The sequence below is a fragment of the Exiguobacterium sp. U13-1 genome, from assembly GCF_001750115.1.
Classification (GTDB): Bacteria; Bacillota; Bacilli; order Exiguobacteriales; family Exiguobacteriaceae; genus Exiguobacterium_A; species Exiguobacterium_A acetylicum.
Genome location: NZ_CP015731.1, coordinates 2,831,970 through 2,850,063, shown reverse-complemented (window position 1 = coordinate 2,850,063; position 18,094 = coordinate 2,831,970). Strand labels below are relative to the sequence as shown.

Here is an 18,094-nt window from a genome sequence, read left to right as displayed (position 1 = left end):
ATGAAAAGGAAGGTCGCATTTCGTTGCGAATGAATAAGGAGGACGATGGCATGTCAACAGTACGTTTTGATTATTCGAAGGCCCTACAATTTGTAGGTCAACATGAAGTAGATCATATGGCGGAGACGGTAAAGACGCTTCACCATGCGATTCATGAAGGAACAGGCGCAGGAAGTGATTTCTTAGGATGGGTAGATCTTCCGACGAACTACGATCAAGCGGAGTTTGCACGCATCCAAGCGTCTGCAGAAAAAATCAAGTCGGATTCTGATGTGTTGTTAGTCGTCGGAATCGGCGGTTCGTATCTCGGTGCGCGTGCTGCAATTGAGATGCTCGGACACTCATTCCATAACTTGTTATCAAAAGAAGATCGCAAAGCACCACAAATCATCTATGCAGGTCATAATATCTCATCGACGTATCTGCACGATTTATTCGAAGTCCTCGAAGGAAAAGATGTATCGGTCAACATCATCTCAAAATCGGGTACAACGACAGAACCAGCAATTTCGTTCCGTCTCTTGAAATCGTTCATGGAAGAAAAATACGGTAAAGCAGAAGCGAAACACCGGATTTATGCAACGACGGATAAAGCACGCGGTGCATTAAAAACACTCGCAGACTCTGAAGGATACGAAACTTTCGTCATTCCGGATGATGTCGGCGGCCGTTTCTCTGTTTTGACACCGGTTGGTCTATTACCAATCGCAGCAGCTGGTATTTCAATCGAAGAGTTGATGCAAGGTGCCCGTGACGCGCAAGAGCGCTATGCGAGCGAAAACCTAGCTGACAACGAAGCGTATCAATACGCGGTCGTCCGAAATGCGCTTTATGCGAAAGGGAAGACGATCGAGCTTCTCGTCAACTACGAACCAGCACTTCATTATGTATCGGAGTGGTGGAAACAATTGTACGGCGAGTCAGAAGGAAAAGACTTCAAAGGGATCTTCCCAGCAGCAGTCGACTTCTCGACGGATCTCCACTCGATGGGACAATATGTCCAAGAAGGTCGTCGTGACCTGTTCGAGACAGTCATCAAAGTCGGTCAAGCGCGTCATGCGTTGACGGTTGAAGAAGATGCTCAGGATCTCGATGGATTGAACTTCCTTGCAGGCAAGTCGATTCAATTCGTCAACGATAAGGCGGCAGAAGGTACGTTGCTTGCGCACACGGATGGACAAGTACCGAACTTGACGGTCGAACTTCCAGAGATGACACCGTATCACCTCGGATTCCTGTTCTACTTCTTCGAAAAAGCTTGTGCGATGAGTGGTTACCTCCTCGGAGTGAACCCATTTGATCAGCCAGGCGTCGAAGCGTACAAGAAAAACATGTTCGCGCTTCTTGGGAAACCAGGATTCGAAGCAGAAAAAGCAGAACTCGAAGCACGTTTGAAGTAATGTGAAACGACAGTCGATCGTTCCCTTGTGGAACATCGGCTGTTTTTTTGCGTTTACCGGATGATAGTAGGAGATCATTTTCCAGATTTACAGGTAATCCTAGCGTTTTCACTTTTAGAATACCCGTGAAACAGGTAAAGTGAAGTTAGAAGAAGAAATGAGGTGCACGTACGTGATTACATTCTTGGATTATTATCAAAATCAAGTGGAATTAAGTTTTGATGACCATCCGTTCTCGGATCGTCCCTTGCACGTGTGGGTCATTGCCGTGTACGAAGGAAAATGGTTGCTGACCCATCATAAGCAGCGTGGGTACGAATTTCCCGGCGGAAAGGTTGAACCAGGTGAGACAGCAGAAGAAGCCGCACGTCGTGAAGTGATGGAAGAGACGGGTGGGAAAATCGATTCTCTCTCATATGTCGGACAGTATCGTGTTGCCGGAAAAGGTGATACGATCATCAAAAACATCTATTTCGCGCAAATCGGATCATTGTCGTCTCATCTTGCCGTGGATGAAACAGATGGTGCTTTTCTATTCGAGGAACTCCCTGATCGTCTCGATACGAATCGACAATACAGCTTCATGATGAAGGACCGTGTCCTTCCGGAGACGCTCCGTGTACTTAGCGAACGCCGATTGGTTTGAACTTCCGCGTCAAGGTCCGTTTCGTACGTTTCGGATGTTCTATACCACAGGGGATGGGGAACGGGTCGGTGCCTATATCGTACTCCCGCAAGTCGCAAATGGTCAGGGAATTCTCTATTTGCGTGGTGGAACGCGTTCGATCGGAATGGTCCGACCGACACGACTGCTCGCGTTCGCACAGGCTGGCTTTTTTGTCATGGCACCTTTCTATCGGGGGAATTTAGGCGGTACGGGAAAAGAAGACTTCGGTCATCACGATATCGAAGACGCCTGCAGTGCCTTTGACTGGTTGCAGCAACGTGTCTCGCATGTTCACGCATTCGGATTTTCACGTGGTGGGCAGATGGCATTGCTCCTTGCGCATCATCGTCCAGTTGCCCGAACGGTGTCGTGGGCAGGGGTGACCGAGTTGAAATGGACCTATGAAGAGCAGAAGACGATGCAAAAGATGCTTCGTCGCTACACGGGAGGTACACCCGACACGGTTCCTGATGCATACGCGGTTCGCTCTCCGCTTCATGTCGCACCTCAAGGTGAAGTGTTATTGATTCACGGTGCGTATGATGAAAACGTTCGTTTACGCCACGCGACGGCTTATGCTGCGCGTCATTCCGAAAAGACGATGCTTCAGACTTACGCCTACGCGCATCAATTTCCGATTCACGAAAAGTTACGTGTGACGTGGAATGTATTGAATTGGTTTGAGACTGGTATCTATAATCGATGATGTAACCGGTACGACGAATGTCGTATCGGTTTTTTGTCATCTAAAGAATTGAACTTACATACATAATGGGAAAAAAAGAATATTGATTCGTTGTAAAAAACAATAAACTTCCTAAAAAATAAATTTTGATATAATTAGAACCATATGAGTAATGTAGAGGGGGATGGAGGACGATGGATATCTTATTAGCACGTCAACCCATCGTTGACCGAATCGGAGCAGTTGATGCATTTGAGTTGCTGTATCGTTCCGTCAAACAAATGAATGTATTCGACGGTGACTTAGCGACAATGGATGTATTAACGAATACACTTGTTCATATGGGTGTGGAGCATGTCGCTGAAGGTAAAAAACTTTTCGTCAACTTTACGGCGGATCTCTTAAAAAGTGATCTGATTCACTATTTAGATCCAAGTCGGTTCGTTATCGAAATTTTAGAAACTGTCGACATCGATACAGAGATGCTATCTGTGTTGCACAGTTGGAAAGAAGCAGGTTTTACGCTAGCACTCGATGATTTTGAAACGGATTTACTTCGTCAACATGGAACAGAATTATTTGCACTAATTGATTTAATTAAAATCGACATCGAAGCGATTCCCACTCGCGAGCAAAGTGCAATCTTGCATATTGTCCGGCGTAATTATCCCCATATTAAGATGCTTGCCGAACGAGTCGAGACACACGAGGATCATACACGTTGTCTTGCCATGGGATATGACTGGTTTCAAGGCTATTTTTACGCTAAGCCAATGTTGATGAAGGGAAAAGCTGTCCCTCCTCAATTGCCGGTATTGCTGAAGATGCTAAAATGGCTCGATACGGACGAAAAATACGATGAAGTCATTGATGAGATTGAAGCAAATCCGTATATCAGCATTCAAGTACTGCAACTGATCAATTCTCCGGGCATGGGATTACGAAATACGGTCAGCTCTGTTCGTCAAGCCATCTCATTGCTAGGCTTCTCGCAACTCAAAAGCTGGATTTCGTTAATTGTCTTACGCGAGATGAAGCTTGCTAGTCCTTACGAATGGTCAAATGAGTTACTCCGGTCTTCCTTACATTGTGCAAAACTTTGCGAGTTGTTTGCGAAAGAGACGCGTACGTTAAAGCCGGAGAGTGCTTATATGATCGGTCTGTTATCACATATTGATGCGTTATTGTCTGTGGATATCGACGACATCATCGACCAACTGCCAATTGAAGATTCTCTAAAGGTCGTTCTACAAGGAAAAGATCATCCGTTTCGGGATTGTTTAGTGCTTGCAATCAGTGCAGATCGCGGTGATTTTGATCAGTTCGAACTGCTCAGTCAACGTTTAGGTGTCTCGCTTACTCGTTCCTATGCGCTACTAGCAGAAAGTCAGGAGTGGCTCAACCAAAAAGAAACACATCTTCAAGAAAAAACGGATTCTGTTTTAGACTAAAAGTGGGCTAACCTAAAATTTTGAGACAATATAAAACACCTTCGGAGTGGTACACTTTTAAAAAGTACTAACATCGGGGGTGTTTTTGCATGGGCAAAAACGTATATTCAAGTGAAGTGAAATGGGCAGTAGTCAAAGATAAGCTGAGTGGTAAGTTAACGACGAGAGAAATCATGGAGAAGTACGGAATCAAAAATGAATCTCAAATCAAAACATGGATGAGATGGTATCGCTCTAACGAACATTATCGATTTGATCAGCCAATCGGTAAACAATATACCTATGGACATGGTCCATATTCTGCGAGTGAGGATGACAAGAGAGAACGACAAATGTCACATCTGAAGATGGAAAATGAGATCTTAAAAAAGTACATGGAAATCGAAAGAGAGTTGAGAAAGAAGTAGTCATAAAAATTGTAGAGTTTCTTCGGAGAAAGTATACAATCACCGCCATTCTTAGCGCTTTGAATGTACCAAGAGCAAGCTATTACCGTTGGATTAAGGAATCTGTGAAAGCACCTTCGGTGCTCGAAAAAACCGTCATTGAACTAAGTAAACAGACGAAGTATCGGAATGGACATCGAAAAATAAAGGCATTATTACAGCAAATCTATCAGTTAAAAGCCAATCGGAATACCGTACAGAAAATCATGCAAAAACACCATCTCCAATGTCGGATCAAGCCGAAGCGAAGATGGAAGTCTCAAGGTGAGCGCATCATAACGGCACCGGATCTCATCAAGCGCGATTTCACAGCAAGTAAACCGAATCAAAAGTGGGTGACGGATATCACCTATATCCAATACGGCAGCACGACGAAATATCTTTCCACCATCATGGATCTTTTTAATAACGAAATCATCGCATACAAGTTATACGAGCATCAACAAACGTCTCTTGTGATTGATACGTTGAAGATAGCGCTTGAGAATCGAAACTATCCCGAAGGGGTCATCCTTCATTCGGACCAAGGAAGTGTTTATACGTCATACGCCTTTCAAGAATTCGTTAAAAGGAATCACCTAACAAGCAGCATGTCTCGTAGAGGAAACTGTTGGGACAACGCAGTTATCGAATCGTTCCACTCTAATTTAAAGTCCGAGGAATTCCAGTACGTCAAATTTAATTCACTAAGAGACCATGAGGTCTCTGAACGCGTTACTAATTACTTAAATTACTATAACGAAGAACGAATCCAAGAAAAATTAGGCTACCTGACACCGAAAAAATACGGTGTACAGGCAGCCTAATCAAGGTGTTTTATATGTGTCTCATATTGCTAGGTCAGTCTAAAGTGAAGTGCATGTTTTTCTTGATTGAGAAAAACGTGCACTTCTTTTTTTGTTAATCATGAATTAATTTCTTAAGAGATTTACCGATTTCTAAGCTTAAAAAAAGAGCCCGAGGGCTCTTTTTTTATAGACGTGGACCAGCTGACTTGATTGCATCTGTCGCACTTTCGAAGCGAAGGAAATTGTGTTGGAATTTCTCAGCAAGCGAACGCGCTTGTGTGTCGTATTCGTCCGGATTCGACCAGACGCGTACCGGATTGAGTAACTCGCTTGGAACACCTGGAACTTCAAGTGGCATATGAAGTCCGAAAATCGGATGTTCTTCTGTTGGAATCGTTGCAAGTGTACCGTTGACGGCAGCATTGACCATCGTCCGGGTGTAGGATAGCTTCATGCGGCTACCCGTACCGTAAGCACCACCCGTCCAGCCGGTGTTGACGAGATAAACGGTGACACCATGACGATCAATCAATTCGCCGAGCATCGTCGCATACTTTTCAGGCATGAGTGGAAGGAATGGTGAACCGAAGCACGTTGAGAACGTTGCTTCCGGCTCCGTTACACCACGCTCTGTTCCAGCGAGTTTTGATGTATAACCTGATAGGAAGTGATACATCGCTTGTTCTTTCGTCAACTTGCTGATCGGAGGCAAGACACCGTACGCATCAGCCGTCAAGAAGACGATCGTCTTCGGGTGACCAGCGCGTGATGGAACAGCGATGTTATCAATTGCTGTAATCGGATAAGCAGCACGCGTATTTTCCGTCAACGATGTGTCATCGTAATCAGGGTGACGTGTTTCATCAAGAACGACGTTTTCAAGAACCGTTCCGAAGCGGATTGCGTCAAAAATCTGTGGTTCTTTTTCACGTGACAGGTTAACCGTCTTCGCATAACATCCTCCTTCGATGTTGAAGACACCATCGTGTGACCAACCATGTTCGTCGTCACCAATCAATTGGCGGCTATCATCAGCGGAAAGGGTGGTCTTACCAGTCCCAGATAGACCGAAGAACAAGGCAACGTCACCTTCGTGTCCGACGTTTGCCGAACAGTGCATTGAAAGAACGTTTTCTTGTGGCAAGAGGTAGTTCATGACGGAAAAGATTGATTTTTTGATTTCGCCCGCATACTCCGTTCCACCAATCAAGACGATTCGGTGTTCGAACGACATGGCGATGAACGTCTCAGAGTTCGTTCCGTCAACGGTAGGATCTGCCTTGAAATGTGGTGCGTAGACGACCGTGAACGGTTCAAAGGCAGCCACTTCAGGATATTCGCGTAAAAAGAGTTGTTTGGCAAAGAGATTATGCCAAGCGTATTGTGTGAGCACACGGACCGGAAGGGTGAAGTGCGTATCTGCACCTGCTGCAGCTTCTGTGTAGTAGAGATGATCGGCTTCGTTCATGTAACGAAGAACCTTCTGCAACAATTGTTCAAATTTGTCTCCATCCATTGGTTGGTTAACGTGACCCCAATCAATGTGAGACTCGCAGGAAGAATCACGGACGATGAACTTATCTTTTGGTGAACGACCTGTAAATTTCCCCGTTTCTACAGATAATGCGCCGTTCTCAGCAAGGACACCTTCTTCGTTTCGAATCGCATGTTCGACAAGTTCAGCAACAGATAGTTGTTTGAACACATGCTCTTTCTTGAGTAGTTCTTCGATATTCAGGACCGTCATCGGCATCCTGACCCCACCTTTCCCCTACGTTGGTTTTGGCTCATCGTTTTTAGTATGACACATTTATTATATATGACATACTAAAGAGAGAGCAATCATTTTCTGGTGCTGATTTCTATTTATCTGGAAACGCTTTCAGCATTAACAGTTTAACATCTCTTTCAAAAAGTTTCGACTAGAATTTGAAACCTTGCTTGACAGAGTAGTTACAACTTTATATCATGTAATTCGTAACGGATACTCTTATTCTGAGCAGGTGGAGGGAACAAGGCCCGAAGAAACCCGGCAACCGTCCTACATTAATTCACATATTAATGAGGGAAAAGGTGCTCTCCTGAAGCGAAGTAAACACTTCGAACGATAAGAGGGTAAAGGAAGAACGCACAACCTTTCCCTGACCATTTTTTGGACTTGGAAAGGTTTTTTTCATTTTACCGTCCCACTCAACTAGGGGAAATGAGTACACCGTCAAATTCTTTTTTGGGAGGGTCATACATGACAAACCTTAATCGCCGACTTTTCACGTCGGAGTCAGTCACTGAAGGTCATCCAGATAAAATCTGTGACCAAATTTCGGATTCAATTCTTGATGCAATCCTCGCAGCGGATCCAAACGCACGTGTTGCGGCAGAAACTTCTGTTACAACAGGTCTCGTTCTCGTTGCAGGTGAGATCACGACATCCACTTACGTCGACATTCCAAAAGTCGTTCGTGAAACGATTCGTGAAATCGGTTATACACGCGCGAAATACGGTTTCGACGCGGACACGTGTGCTGTATTGACATCAATCGATGAGCAATCAGCAGACATCGCTCTTGGTGTCGACCAAGCGCTTGAAGCACGTGAAGGCAGCATGTCTGATGCTGAAATCGATGCTATCGGTGCAGGAGACCAAGGTCTCATGTTCGGTTACGCAACGAAAGAAACACCAGAACTCATGCCACTTCCAATCTCGCTTTCGCACCGTCTCGCACGCCGTTTGGCAGAAGTGCGTAAAAACGGTCAACTCGACTACCTTCGTCCGGACGGAAAAACACAAGTCACGGTCGAATACAACGAGAACAACGAGCCAGTTCGTGTCGATACGATCGTCATCTCGACACAACACGCAGAAGAAGTCACGCTTGAGCAAATCCAAGCTGACTTGAAAGAACACGTCATCACACCGGTCATCCCGGCTGAATACATCGACGCAGCAACGAAATTCTTCATCAACCCAACTGGTCGTTTCGTTATCGGCGGACCACAAGGAGATGCTGGATTGACTGGTCGTAAGATCATCGTTGATACGTATGGTGGATACGCACGCCACGGCGGTGGAGCATTCTCAGGTAAAGATCCAACGAAAGTCGACCGTTCAGCTGCATACGCAGCACGTTACGTCGCGAAGAACCTCGTTGCTGCAGGTCTTGCAGACAAAGCAGAAGTTCAACTTGCGTACGCAATCGGTGTCGCGCACCCAGTATCAATCGCGGTTGATACATTCGGTACAGGAAAACTTCCTGAAGCGCAACTCGTCGAATTGGTTGCTGAAAACTTCGATCTTCGTCCGGCTGGAATCATCAACATGCTTGATCTCCGTCGTCCGATCTATCGTCAAACAGCTGCATACGGTCACTTCGGTCGTACAGATGTTGAGCTTCCATGGGAGCAAACAGATAAAGCAGCAGTTCTTGAAGAACAAGCAAAACGTTTCGCATAATCAAAAAGTCCGAGAACCCTACGCGGGTTTTCGGACTTTTTTTGTTTACGGGGAACTTTGCAGGAAACGAATGTTTTTTCTAGAAGAGGGTAAAAGTACATGAGTCGATTCGTATGAATACAAAGGGGGGTTCCGATTATGGAAATACGCGAAGCTATTCCAGCTGATGCAGGACGTATTCATGACATTGCCGTCACATCTTGGTTGGATACGTATGCAGAAATCTATTCCGAACGTTCGAAAGCGCATTTCGTGCAGGAGGCGTATCCGCAAGAAGAAGTCGTTCGTGCGATCCGGACGGCGGAAGAAGCACGGGGAGAGTATTTTTATGTCGGAATCATCGACGAGGAAATCGTCGGTTTCATTCATGCTGTTGATGTTGAGGGAACGTGGGAGATCGTTCGTCTGTACGTCTTACCGAAATATCAGCAAAATGGTATCGGGCGACGTCTGATCCGTGAACTCGAACGACAAGGAGCCGTCCCACTCGAAGTCTACGTGGAAGCACGTAACTATAAAGCACGTCAGTTCTTGACCTCATTTGGTTTTGAAGAACTGAGTGAGATGACGGAAGAAGTCTTTGGGCAAGTAGAATCTGTCATTCGTCTTCGCCATGTCGCCTCGTGAAATCCGTCTTGGGACGGTTTCGATTGCGCTTGAAATAAGGTATCGTGAAAAGGAAGTATGAAGTGAAGAGGTGAGTTTGTGGTTGAACAACCAACAGGAATCATCGTATTAGTCTATCCGTTACAACTGCGTGCCCGTCCGAGTGAAGCTTTGATTCGGGTACTCGAACGAGAGTATGAAGTATTGCTCGTCGACGCGCCACGTCGTATCTCGTTTGAAGAACATGGTCAACTATTAAAAGAAGCATTACGTGAAGCCGGAAAACGTAAGTTACCGATTCATATCGTCGCCTGTAGCATGGGCGCACTCGTCGTCAATCGTCTGTTGCAAGAATATGAATTACCGGTCGCCAGTCTGTCGTTCATTTCACCGTTGTTTGATTGGCACCCTTCAAAACAACTCGGAGGCGTCAAACAAGTCTTCGCAAGTGCGTTCGATCGTTTCCGACCTGATGCGCCACTCGGTACGTTACCGTTTGGTCAAAGTACGGAAGATACTGTTCGTATCGGTGAACTGACCTATGCACAGTACCGGGAAATCGAAGAAGAGATCGTCGTACATGACGAGGAACGAAAAAAACTGCCGCGTGTGAACTTGGCTTGTTTTTATGCACCGGACGATCAATTCGCAGACGTCAAGTTGACGCTTGAAGTATGCCGGAAAATGGGTGGCGATCAGATTTACTTACAACGTCTACACGGATTTCCGCATTTTAGTTTCGAACGGTTGAACACACGGTTTGCAGAAAAATTAATGTTGTTCTTTAAGCTTGTTGAAGAATGAAATAACAAAAGTGATGCCTCTAAAAAAAGGCATCACTTTTTTGTGTCCAATCATCCGCGTACTTTTTTCTCGATTGCGATGATGAACGGTGGATGATTTTGTTGATTCAAGAAACGGTACTGAAGAACGGCGTAATCTTGCTGATCAAGGGCTGTCACGTAATCGAGGACGGCGTCGCGCTCTCGTTTTCCTTCCAGGTGACCGTGATAGACGACGAGGACGACAAGACCGCCGGGAGCGAGGACCGGGAGGAGGGCATCGAGTGCTTCGAGCGTCTCTTCACCTGTCGTTGTGATCGATTTGTCGCTTCCAGGCAGATATCCGAGATTGAAGACACCGGCACGAACGGGACGTTGTTCGTCCGAAAGACGGGCACCGACATGGATGTGGCTTTCATGATAAAGGTCGACGCGTGCTAACATTCCGGCTTCGTCGAGACGTCGCGTCGATTCCTCGATGGCTTGTGCCTGGACATCGAACGCAAGGACTCGACCTTCTGGACCGACGCATTCTGCTAAAAACTGCGTATCATGTCCATTTCCGGCAGTCATGTCGACGACGCAGTCTCCGGGCTCGATAACGGACTCGAGTAATTGTTTCGTATAAGGTAGTACACGGGCAAGTGACATGGCATAGACTCCTGTTCCTATAGTCTGTTTTTCTAGTAATGGTTCAGTATGTGCAAGATTCTTTCTGCATTATATCATTTTTTGATTCGTTGACGAAAAGCGAAGTGGCTTGACAGACAAGGGACGGATTGCGTAAAGTGGCAAGGTTGAGAATGAAATAGGAGGACCACAGGTATGCCAAAATTACCAAAAGCGGTCTGGATCCTTGTCCTTGCGATGGCCATCAATACGACGGGATCCTCTTTTTTATGGCCGTTTAATACATTATATATACATGAATATTTAGGAGAGTCGATGACGAAAGCAGGGATGGCGTTGTTCGTCAACTCGGCCTTAGCAATCGTCGGAAACTACTTAGGTGGAAAAGCGTTTGACCGTCTCGGCGGCAAGAAGACGCTCGTCATCAGTGTCATCGGACTTGTCCTGTCTTCCGTCGGCTTGTTGCTGTTTCATCAGACGTACCTCGGATACGTCGCGATGCTTGGATTGATTGGATTCGTCGGTGGGATGGTTTTTCCGACGATCTACGCGATGACGGGTGTCATTTGGCCTGAAGGCGGGCGTCGTGCCTTTAATGCGATCTATGTCGCACAAAACGTCGGTGTAGCGCTCGGGACAGCTGTCAGTGGTCAAATCGCTGCCTTTTCGATTCAGTACATCTTCATCGCCAATCTCGTCCTCTACATCGCCTTTGCCATCATTTTGTTCGTCGGGTTGTCCTGGATTCAGGCACCAGCGCGGATGCATGCGGCCCATGACGAGACCGAAACGACACGCATGCCCCTTGCACGCGGTGCGGCACGGACGATGTTGCTCGTCTCGATTGGTTATGCCTTACTTTGGTTCGTTTATGTGCAATGGCAGGGAACGTTTGCTGTACACACGAAATCGCTCGGTGTCACTATTTCCGAATACTCGATTCTTTGGACGATCAACGGAGCACTCATCGTGTTCGCGCAACCTTTACTAACACCAATTCTTCGTTGGTTTGGAGATGACTTAAAACGACAACTGATGACCGGTACAGGAATCTTCCTCTTGTCTTATCTGATCGTTCCGTTCGCAGGTGGCTTCAAGATGTTCCTCGTCGCGATGATCATCCTGACGGTCGGTGAGATGTTCATCTGGCCAGCGGTTCCTGCTATGGCGGCGAGACTCGCGCCAATCGGAAAAGAAGGAGAATTCCAAGGGTACGTCAATATCGCTGCTTCAGCAGGGCGGATGATCAGTCCGACCGTTGGAGGGTTGATCTACGATTTATCCGGTATGTCAGCGGTCTTCTTGACATTGATTGGATTGATCCTGTTAGCGGGCGTCGTCTTCCTTCGTGCCATTCCTAAAATCACATCATGAGCATCATCTGTAAGACAGCGGACACTATGATTCGCTGTCTTTTGTTACGTCGTTCGTTCTAAAAACATAAAATAAACATTTAATAATATGGAATATTTCGGCAAAGAAACGGGTACTTTCTAAGCAAGAACTTGAAAAGAAAGGTCATATGAACGTTGCTTCTTTTTGACTGGAGGTGCACGAATGGAAAGGTGTCAATTCATCACAGATGCCGCAACTTGGACGACACACGTACAGCAACAGCCTCTTGATATCTTCTACAGTCACCAATACGTCACGCTCAATGCTAGACCGTCTGAGCAAGCGGTGCTGTTCCGTTATGAAGGTGATGCAGGAACCCTGTTCTATCCGTTTTTAAAGCGCCGGATTTTTGATACGCCTTATTCAGATCTCATCACGCCGTATGGCTATGGTGGACCGGAAATCATTGGTCAACTGACTGCGACTGAAATGCAGCATGCACGCTTATTGTTCGAAAGGTGGGCAGAGCGAGAAGCGATCGTCTCGGAAATGATTCGCTTTAATCCATTGACGGGGAATGAACGCTTCATGCGGGATTGGACGAAAGTCTCTTTCATCCGTCATACGACGAGTATCGATTTACGCCCTTCAATAGAGGACATCATGCAAACATTTCATAAGAAGACGAGAAGTATGATTCGCAAATCGCTTGCCTCTCCTTTAACTGTTAGAACAGGAACACGAGACGACTTACCTGTTTTTGTAGCGTTGTATCATGAAACGATGGACCGGAAGAATGCTTCGACTCATTACTATTTTACAGCGAATTATTTTGAGCAATTATTTGAAGCAAATCCACTCTGTGAGCCATTGTTACTGATTGCGGAAATCGACGGAGAACCTGTTGGTGGATACTTCGTATTGCTCGGAAAAGAATATGCCCACGGTCATTTGATTGGTTGTAAGCGGGACGAATCGAAGATGTTTCCGAATCAGCGACTCGAGTACGAAGCGATTCTTCAGGCGAAAGCACGCGGTCTCGTCGAACAACATCTCGGGGGTGGATATCAAGAACGGGATAGTCTCTTTGAGAGTAAATGCCGCTATACTGGATATCGACTATTTGAGTATCATCAAGGAAAATCGATTCTTCAACCAGCCATATACGATCAGTTATGTATACGATACGGGTCAGATGCCGATTCGGATTATTTTCCGGCTTACCGACAAACCAGTGTCCAAATGGCGACAAGTTAAACAGTAAGTAAATGAAGAAGGTGAAACGACTACATTGTGTAGTCGTTTTTTTGATATGCTGAAATCATGATAGATCAATAAAGGGGGATGTGTCTTGAAAAAACGAGGTCTTATTTTTGATATGGATGGGGTCATCTTAGATAGTGAAATTCGCTACTTTGAGGTCCATCAGCAGATGTTTAAAACGTTATCGATTCCGCTCGATCCGGTTCAGTATGCGACGTTCATGGGAAAAACAGGAGATGAGATGTGGGAAGAACTTGTCGCGCAACACGACCTTCCAGAAACAGCGAGTGCGTTACTTGAAGAAGAACATCGCTTGTTTCAAATTCATGCAAAACCGGAAGAATGTGGTTTAAAAGAGGGAGTTAAACAAGTCATCGAACAAGCGGCGTCTCTTGGTTATGATATCGGGATCGCCTCTTCAAGTTCGCTTCAAAAAATCGAACGCGTCATCCGTCATTATGAGCTTCCAATCACGCATTACGTCAGTGGGGAAGAAGTCGTGCGTTCGAAGCCGGATCCTGCGATTTTTCGACTTGCAGCATCACGAATCGGGCACGCACCTGAAGAGTGTCTCGTCATCGAAGACGCTGCGAACGGGATGATCGGTGCAAAAGCAGCAGGCATGGAAGTGATTGCGCTTCTTGATGACCGGATGCCGACGCAACGTCTAGAACAAGCGGATCATGTGGCGCGATCGCATGCAGAAATCGAGGAAATTTTACGGAAGCGTTGACGCTTGAGGAAGAAACAGATTACACTAGGAAAAGATAGTCAATTGCATGGAACTGAAGTAGTAGGGGAAAGGTGCCGTCAAGAGAGCTGGTGGAAGGTGCGAACCAGTCGGTAACAACCGTGAACTCGTCAGGGAGCACGATTCGTGAAGTCGTAGTAGCGAATCCGGTCTTTCACACCGTTATCCGTGAATCAAGCGGTCTGTCATAGACAGACAACGTGGGTGGTACCGCGGAAGCCAAACCGGTCTTTCGTCCCTATTCCTAGGGGCGGAGGACCGGTTTTTTTAGATTAGAGGAGGAAAAGACATGCCGTACAATCATCGCGAAATCGAACCAAAATGGCAGGCGCGTTGGGATCAAGACAACGCCTTCGTCACGACAGAAGATCCAGAAAAAGAAGGGTTTTATGCCCTTGATATGTTCCCGTATCCGTCAGGTGCCGGACTCCACGTCGGTCACCCGGAAGGCTACACAGCAACGGATATCCTCGCACGGATGAAACGGATGCAAGGATACAACGTCTTGCACCCGATGGGATGGGATGCGTTCGGGTTACCAGCAGAACAATACGCCCTCGATACAGGGAATGACCCACGTGAATTCACAGCGAAAAACATCGAGACGTTCAAGCGTCAGCTGAAAGAACTTGGATTCTCCTATGACTGGGATCGTGAAATCAACACGACGGATCCGAAGTACTACAAATGGACACAGTGGATCTTTACGAAGTTGTATGAAAAAGGACTTGCGTTCGTGGACGAAGTCGCAGTCAACTGGTGCCCGGCACTTGGAACCGTTCTTGCGAATGAAGAAGTCATCGACGGATTATCTGAACGCGGAAATCATCCAGTCGTGCGTGTCCCGATGCGTCAATGGGTCTTAAAGATCACGGAATATGCAGATCGTCTTCTTGAAGATCTCGATGACCTTGATTGGCCGGATTCTGTCAAAGAGATGCAACGGAACTGGATCGGAAAATCAGAAGGTGCTGAAATCGACTTCACGATTGATGGACACAAAAAACAAGTCACGGTCTTTACGACACGTCCGGACACAATCTTTGGTGCGACGTACCTCGTGCTTGCGCCGGAGCATCCATTCGTAGCTGACATCACGACAGCGGATCACAAGGAAGCCGTCGATACGTACATTTCGCAAGTCCAAACAAAGTCGGATCTCGAGCGGACGGATTTAGCGAAGGAAAAAACAGGTGTCTTCACAGGTGCTTTTGCCGTCAACCCAATCTCAGGCGATCGCCTTCCAATCTGGATCGCTGATTATGTCCTTGCTTCGTACGGAACGGGTGCAATCATGGCTGTTCCAGGACACGATGAGCGTGACCATGAATTCGCGAAACAATTTGACTTGCCAATCGTTGAAGTCGTCGCGGGTGGAAACGTTGATGAAGCAGCCTATACAGGAGAGGGCGAACACGTCAACTCACATATGCTTGATGGTCTTGGAAAACAAGAAGCAATTGAGACGATGATTGCTGAACTCGAAACGAATCAAGTCGGACGTAAGAAAATCACGTATCGTCTCCGTGACTGGTTGTTCAGTCGTCAACGGTATTGGGGTGAACCGATTCCAGTTGTTCACATGGAAGATGGTTCAATGAAGACGCTCAGCCAAGAGGAATTGCCACTTGAACTTCCGATCATTCCGGAAATCAAACCGTCTGGTACTGGCGAATCACCACTTGCGCTTGCGGAAGACTGGTTGGATTATACGGATCCTGAAACAGGAATGAAAGGACGTCGCGAGACGAATACGATGCCACAATGGGGCGGAAGCTGCTGGTATTATCTTCGTTTCATCGATCCACATAATGAAGAGGCGATCGCGGATCCAGAAAAATTAAAATACTGGCTTCCAGTTGATATTTATATCGGTGGAGCGGAACATGCTGTTCTTCACTTGTTGTATGCGCGCTTCTGGCATAAAGTCTTGTATGATGCAGGCGTCGTACCAACAAAAGAACCATTCCAGAAGTTATACAACCAAGGGATGATTCTTGGAGAGAACAACGAGAAGATGTCGAAATCACGCGGTAACGTCATCAATCCGGATGAAATCGTCAAATCGCATGGTGCGGATACGTTACGCTTGTATGAAATGTTCATGGGACCACTCGATGCATCAGTTGCCTGGTCTGAAAACGGTCTTGACGGTGCGCGTCGTTTCCTCGACCGCGTCTGGCGCTTGTTCGAACGGACAGCAGACATTCAGGACGTCACAGAAGTCGATGCTGACTTCGAACGGACGTACCACCAGACGGTCAAGAAGGTCACAGAAGACTTCGCGAACATCCAGTTCAACACCGGAATTTCGCAACTCATGGTCTTCGTCAACGAAGCAAATAAGCAACCAGTTCTTCCACGTCACTTCCTTCGTGGATTCATTCAATTGTTAACACCAGTCGCACCGCACCTTGGTGAGGAACTCTGGGAACAACTTGGATTTGAAGAGACATTGACGTATGCGGCATGGCCAACATTCGATGAATCGAAACTGGTCAGCGATACGATGGAATTCGTCATTCAAGTGAACGGAAAAGTTCGCTCGAAAATCGAAATCAACATCGATGCGACAAAAGAAGAAATCGAAGCACTTGCCTTCGCTGATGAAAAGACACAAGAATGGATCGGCGACAAAACAGTTCGTAAAGTCATCGTCGTACCGAAAAAATTAATCAATATCGTGGCAAACTAAGCCATAGCCCCTTTCATTCGCTTGACGCGGATGGAAGGGGTTTCTTCATTTCCGTCGCAAGTCCGCTTTTTTTTTGAACGACCTTCTGCTACACTGAATCAGAAACCGAGAAAGAAAGGCGAGTACCATCAATGAAACGATCTTATATAGTCTATACAACGATTTTTGCTGTCGTTTCGGGGTTGATCCTTTGTATACTGCTCGTCTTCTCGAAGCCGGAGACGTTGTCACGTATTCAGGAAACGTTCGCGAAAATCGAGACGCAATCGAAGCATCAGGCAGCCGTTAAACAGGTGCCACCGAAAACGCCTTCAGCTATTCCAAATCCAGAAGAGCCGTTAATCAAAAATGTCCAACAAATGTTATATGATGATTCCATTGGTTCGTACCTCGTCGTCACAGACGATTATCGTTTCTTTGAAATCAGTGGAACCGGAGAACGCATCAATGCATCTTTCCAGTTAGAAGAAGGAAAGTTGTTGCTCGCTGGTCTTGACGGTATGACCCTCGTTGACGGGGAGACCGTCGCGCTATTGACGTCGAATCAGATTCTGGTCACGATTACGCGAAAAGATGGTGTCTGGAGCGAAGAGAAACGTGAAAAAGTACAAGGAACGACGATACGGGACAGTTTCCACGGTCTTGGATATGATACGAAGAAGAAAGAATTCTATACGATTAATCATATTCGAGCACTGGGACGAGTCGAGGTGACCTATTTTGCGATGAAAGAGGATAAGATCAAGATTGATCCTGACGCCTCGGAAAAGAAAAAACGTGCGTTGAAGAAAAAACAGAAACCACCTTATCTGTCAGTCATCAAACGGGAGAAGATTGAAGCGGCGAGTGGGATGCGAAGTGATGCGAAGAAATCGTTCGAGTCTGAGTTCCGACCGATTGGTCTTGCTGAACGACAAGGTCGGATCTACACACTGGATTCAGAATCCCTCTATCTCTATTCGATCGATCGAAAGGACAAAACGATCACGGGCGAGACAGCCAGTCCGAAAGTATATGGTTCGAAGGGGATTTTCGTGCAAGATAATGAGTTGTTTGCGTTAGTCGTCACGGATAAATTCTCAAGCCGATCGTTTACACCGATCGATTAAATCCTGACACAATAAGACCCGATTCCTCTGCTAAA

At 46.4% G+C, this 18,094-nt stretch carries 15 protein-coding genes, 1 riboswitch and 1 other annotated feature; of the genes, 13 read left to right on the top strand and 2 right to left on the bottom strand.

Annotated features, from left to right (window positions below; all coding sequences use genetic code 11):
* Positions 1-50 precede the first annotated feature (50 nt).
* From ESP131_RS14770 to ESP131_RS14745, 5 genes are all read left to right on the top strand, one after another.
* Positions 51-1,400 (top strand): glucose-6-phosphate isomerase, encoded by a 1,350-nt coding sequence (locus ESP131_RS14770; RefSeq protein WP_047393465.1) that lies wholly within the window; start codon positions 51-53, stop codon positions 1,398-1,400.
* A 172-nt stretch (positions 1,401-1,572) separates the two neighbouring features.
* Positions 1,573-2,046: an RNA deprotection pyrophosphohydrolase gene (ytkD, locus tag ESP131_RS14765; protein WP_047393467.1), complete on the top strand. Its 474-nt coding sequence runs from the start codon at positions 1,573-1,575 to the stop codon at positions 2,044-2,046.
* Positions 2,018-2,773 (top strand): alpha/beta hydrolase family protein, encoded by a 756-nt coding sequence (locus tag ESP131_RS14760; protein ID WP_051656293.1) that lies wholly within the window; start codon positions 2,018-2,020, stop codon positions 2,771-2,773. Before ytkD ends, ESP131_RS14760 begins: the two co-directional genes overlap by 29 nt.
* Positions 2,774-2,946: 173 nt before the next feature.
* A complete protein-coding gene (locus ESP131_RS14755; protein ID WP_047393469.1) occupies positions 2,947-4,203 on the top strand; it encodes an EAL and HDOD domain-containing protein in 1,257 nt (418 codons plus the stop codon).
* A gap of 89 nt (positions 4,204-4,292) precedes the next feature.
* Positions 4,293-5,455, top strand: a protein-coding gene (locus ESP131_RS14745; protein ID WP_156772518.1) for an IS3 family transposase whose coding sequence is annotated in 2 segments (ribosomal slippage) — positions 4,293-4,569 and positions 4,569-5,455 — 1,164 coding nt in all. Because the reading frame shifts where the segments join, the coding sequence is not laid out codon by codon here.
* A gap of 166 nt (positions 5,456-5,621) precedes the next feature.
* On the opposite strand, the gene pckA is transcribed toward ESP131_RS14745, so the two are convergent.
* Positions 5,622-7,190, bottom strand: coding sequence for a phosphoenolpyruvate carboxykinase (ATP) (gene pckA, locus ESP131_RS14740; protein ID WP_197499330.1), 1,569 nt, complete (start codon positions 7,188-7,190; stop codon positions 5,622-5,624).
* A 234-nt stretch (positions 7,191-7,424) separates the two neighbouring features.
* A riboswitch (SAM riboswitch) is annotated at positions 7,425-7,551 on the top strand.
* Positions 7,552-7,679: 128 nt separating this feature from the next.
* On the opposite strand from pckA, the gene metK reads away from it, so the two are divergent.
* The 3 genes from metK to ESP131_RS14725 all read left to right on the top strand — a co-directional run bounded on the left by metK (position 7,680) and on the right by ESP131_RS14725 (position 10,298).
* A complete protein-coding gene (gene metK / locus ESP131_RS14735) occupies positions 7,680-8,888 on the top strand; it encodes a methionine adenosyltransferase (RefSeq protein WP_023469108.1) in 1,209 nt (402 codons plus the stop codon).
* 138 nt (positions 8,889-9,026) lie between these two features.
* Positions 9,027-9,515: a GNAT family N-acetyltransferase gene (locus tag ESP131_RS14730; protein WP_069940898.1), complete on the top strand. Its 489-nt coding sequence runs from the start codon at positions 9,027-9,029 to the stop codon at positions 9,513-9,515.
* A 78-nt stretch (positions 9,516-9,593) separates the two neighbouring features.
* Positions 9,594-10,298: an alpha/beta fold hydrolase gene (locus ESP131_RS14725; protein WP_050678620.1), complete on the top strand. Its 705-nt coding sequence runs from the start codon at positions 9,594-9,596 to the stop codon at positions 10,296-10,298.
* Positions 10,299-10,348: 50 nt separating this feature from the next.
* Here ESP131_RS14725 and ESP131_RS14720 read toward each other — a convergent pair whose 3' ends face one another.
* Complete coding sequence (locus ESP131_RS14720; protein ID WP_256375409.1) at positions 10,349-10,948, bottom strand: tRNA 5-(aminomethyl)-2-thiouridylate-methyltransferase MnmM; 600 nt, start codon at positions 10,946-10,948, stop codon at positions 10,349-10,351.
* Between the two features lie 153 nt (positions 10,949-11,101).
* Here ESP131_RS14720 and ESP131_RS14715 point away from each other — a divergent pair, with 153 nt between their 5' ends.
* The 5 genes from ESP131_RS14715 to ESP131_RS14695 all read left to right on the top strand — a co-directional run bounded on the left by ESP131_RS14715 (position 11,102) and on the right by ESP131_RS14695 (position 18,059).
* Complete coding sequence (locus tag ESP131_RS14715) at positions 11,102-12,280, top strand: MDR family MFS transporter (RefSeq protein WP_069940897.1); 1,179 nt, start codon at positions 11,102-11,104, stop codon at positions 12,278-12,280.
* 183 nt (positions 12,281-12,463) lie between these two features.
* Complete coding sequence (locus tag ESP131_RS14710) at positions 12,464-13,498, top strand: peptidoglycan bridge formation glycyltransferase FemA/FemB family protein (RefSeq protein WP_069940896.1); 1,035 nt, start codon at positions 12,464-12,466, stop codon at positions 13,496-13,498.
* A gap of 94 nt (positions 13,499-13,592) precedes the next feature.
* On the top strand, positions 13,593-14,237 hold the full coding sequence (locus ESP131_RS14705; protein WP_069940895.1) for an HAD family hydrolase: 645 nt from the start codon (positions 13,593-13,595) through the stop codon (positions 14,235-14,237).
* Positions 14,238-14,275: 38 nt separating this feature from the next.
* Positions 14,276-14,498, top strand: a binding site (T-box leader).
* A 46-nt stretch (positions 14,499-14,544) separates the two neighbouring features.
* Positions 14,545-16,950, top strand: coding sequence for a leucine--tRNA ligase (gene leuS, locus ESP131_RS14700; protein ID WP_029342384.1), 2,406 nt, complete (start codon positions 14,545-14,547; stop codon positions 16,948-16,950).
* Between the two features lie 131 nt (positions 16,951-17,081).
* On the top strand, positions 17,082-18,059 hold the full coding sequence (locus ESP131_RS14695; protein WP_069940894.1) for a hypothetical protein: 978 nt from the start codon (positions 17,082-17,084) through the stop codon (positions 18,057-18,059).
* Positions 18,060-18,094: the final 35 nt, after the last annotated feature.

Excerpts from the sequence above, each read along its gene's own strand:
- ESP131_RS14770 (WP_047393465.1), top strand. The coding sequence starts at position 51 with ATGTCAACAGTACGTTTTGATTATTCGAAGGCCCTACAATTTGTAGGT.
- ESP131_RS14755 (WP_047393469.1), top strand. The coding sequence starts at position 2,947 with ATGGATATCTTATTAGCACGTCAACCCATCGTTGACCGAATCGGAGCA.
- pckA (WP_197499330.1), bottom strand. The coding sequence starts at position 7,190 with ATGCCGATGACGGTCCTGAATATCGAAGAACTACTCAAGAAAGAGCAT.
- metK (WP_023469108.1), top strand. The coding sequence starts at position 7,680 with ATGACAAACCTTAATCGCCGACTTTTCACGTCGGAGTCAGTCACTGAA.
- ESP131_RS14730 (WP_069940898.1), top strand. The coding sequence starts at position 9,027 with ATGGAAATACGCGAAGCTATTCCAGCTGATGCAGGACGTATTCATGAC.
- ESP131_RS14715 (WP_069940897.1), top strand. The coding sequence starts at position 11,102 with ATGCCAAAATTACCAAAAGCGGTCTGGATCCTTGTCCTTGCGATGGCC.
- ESP131_RS14710 (WP_069940896.1), top strand. The coding sequence starts at position 12,464 with ATGGAAAGGTGTCAATTCATCACAGATGCCGCAACTTGGACGACACAC.
- leuS (WP_029342384.1), top strand. The coding sequence starts at position 14,545 with ATGCCGTACAATCATCGCGAAATCGAACCAAAATGGCAGGCGCGTTGG.
- ESP131_RS14695 (WP_069940894.1), top strand. The coding sequence starts at position 17,082 with ATGAAACGATCTTATATAGTCTATACAACGATTTTTGCTGTCGTTTCG.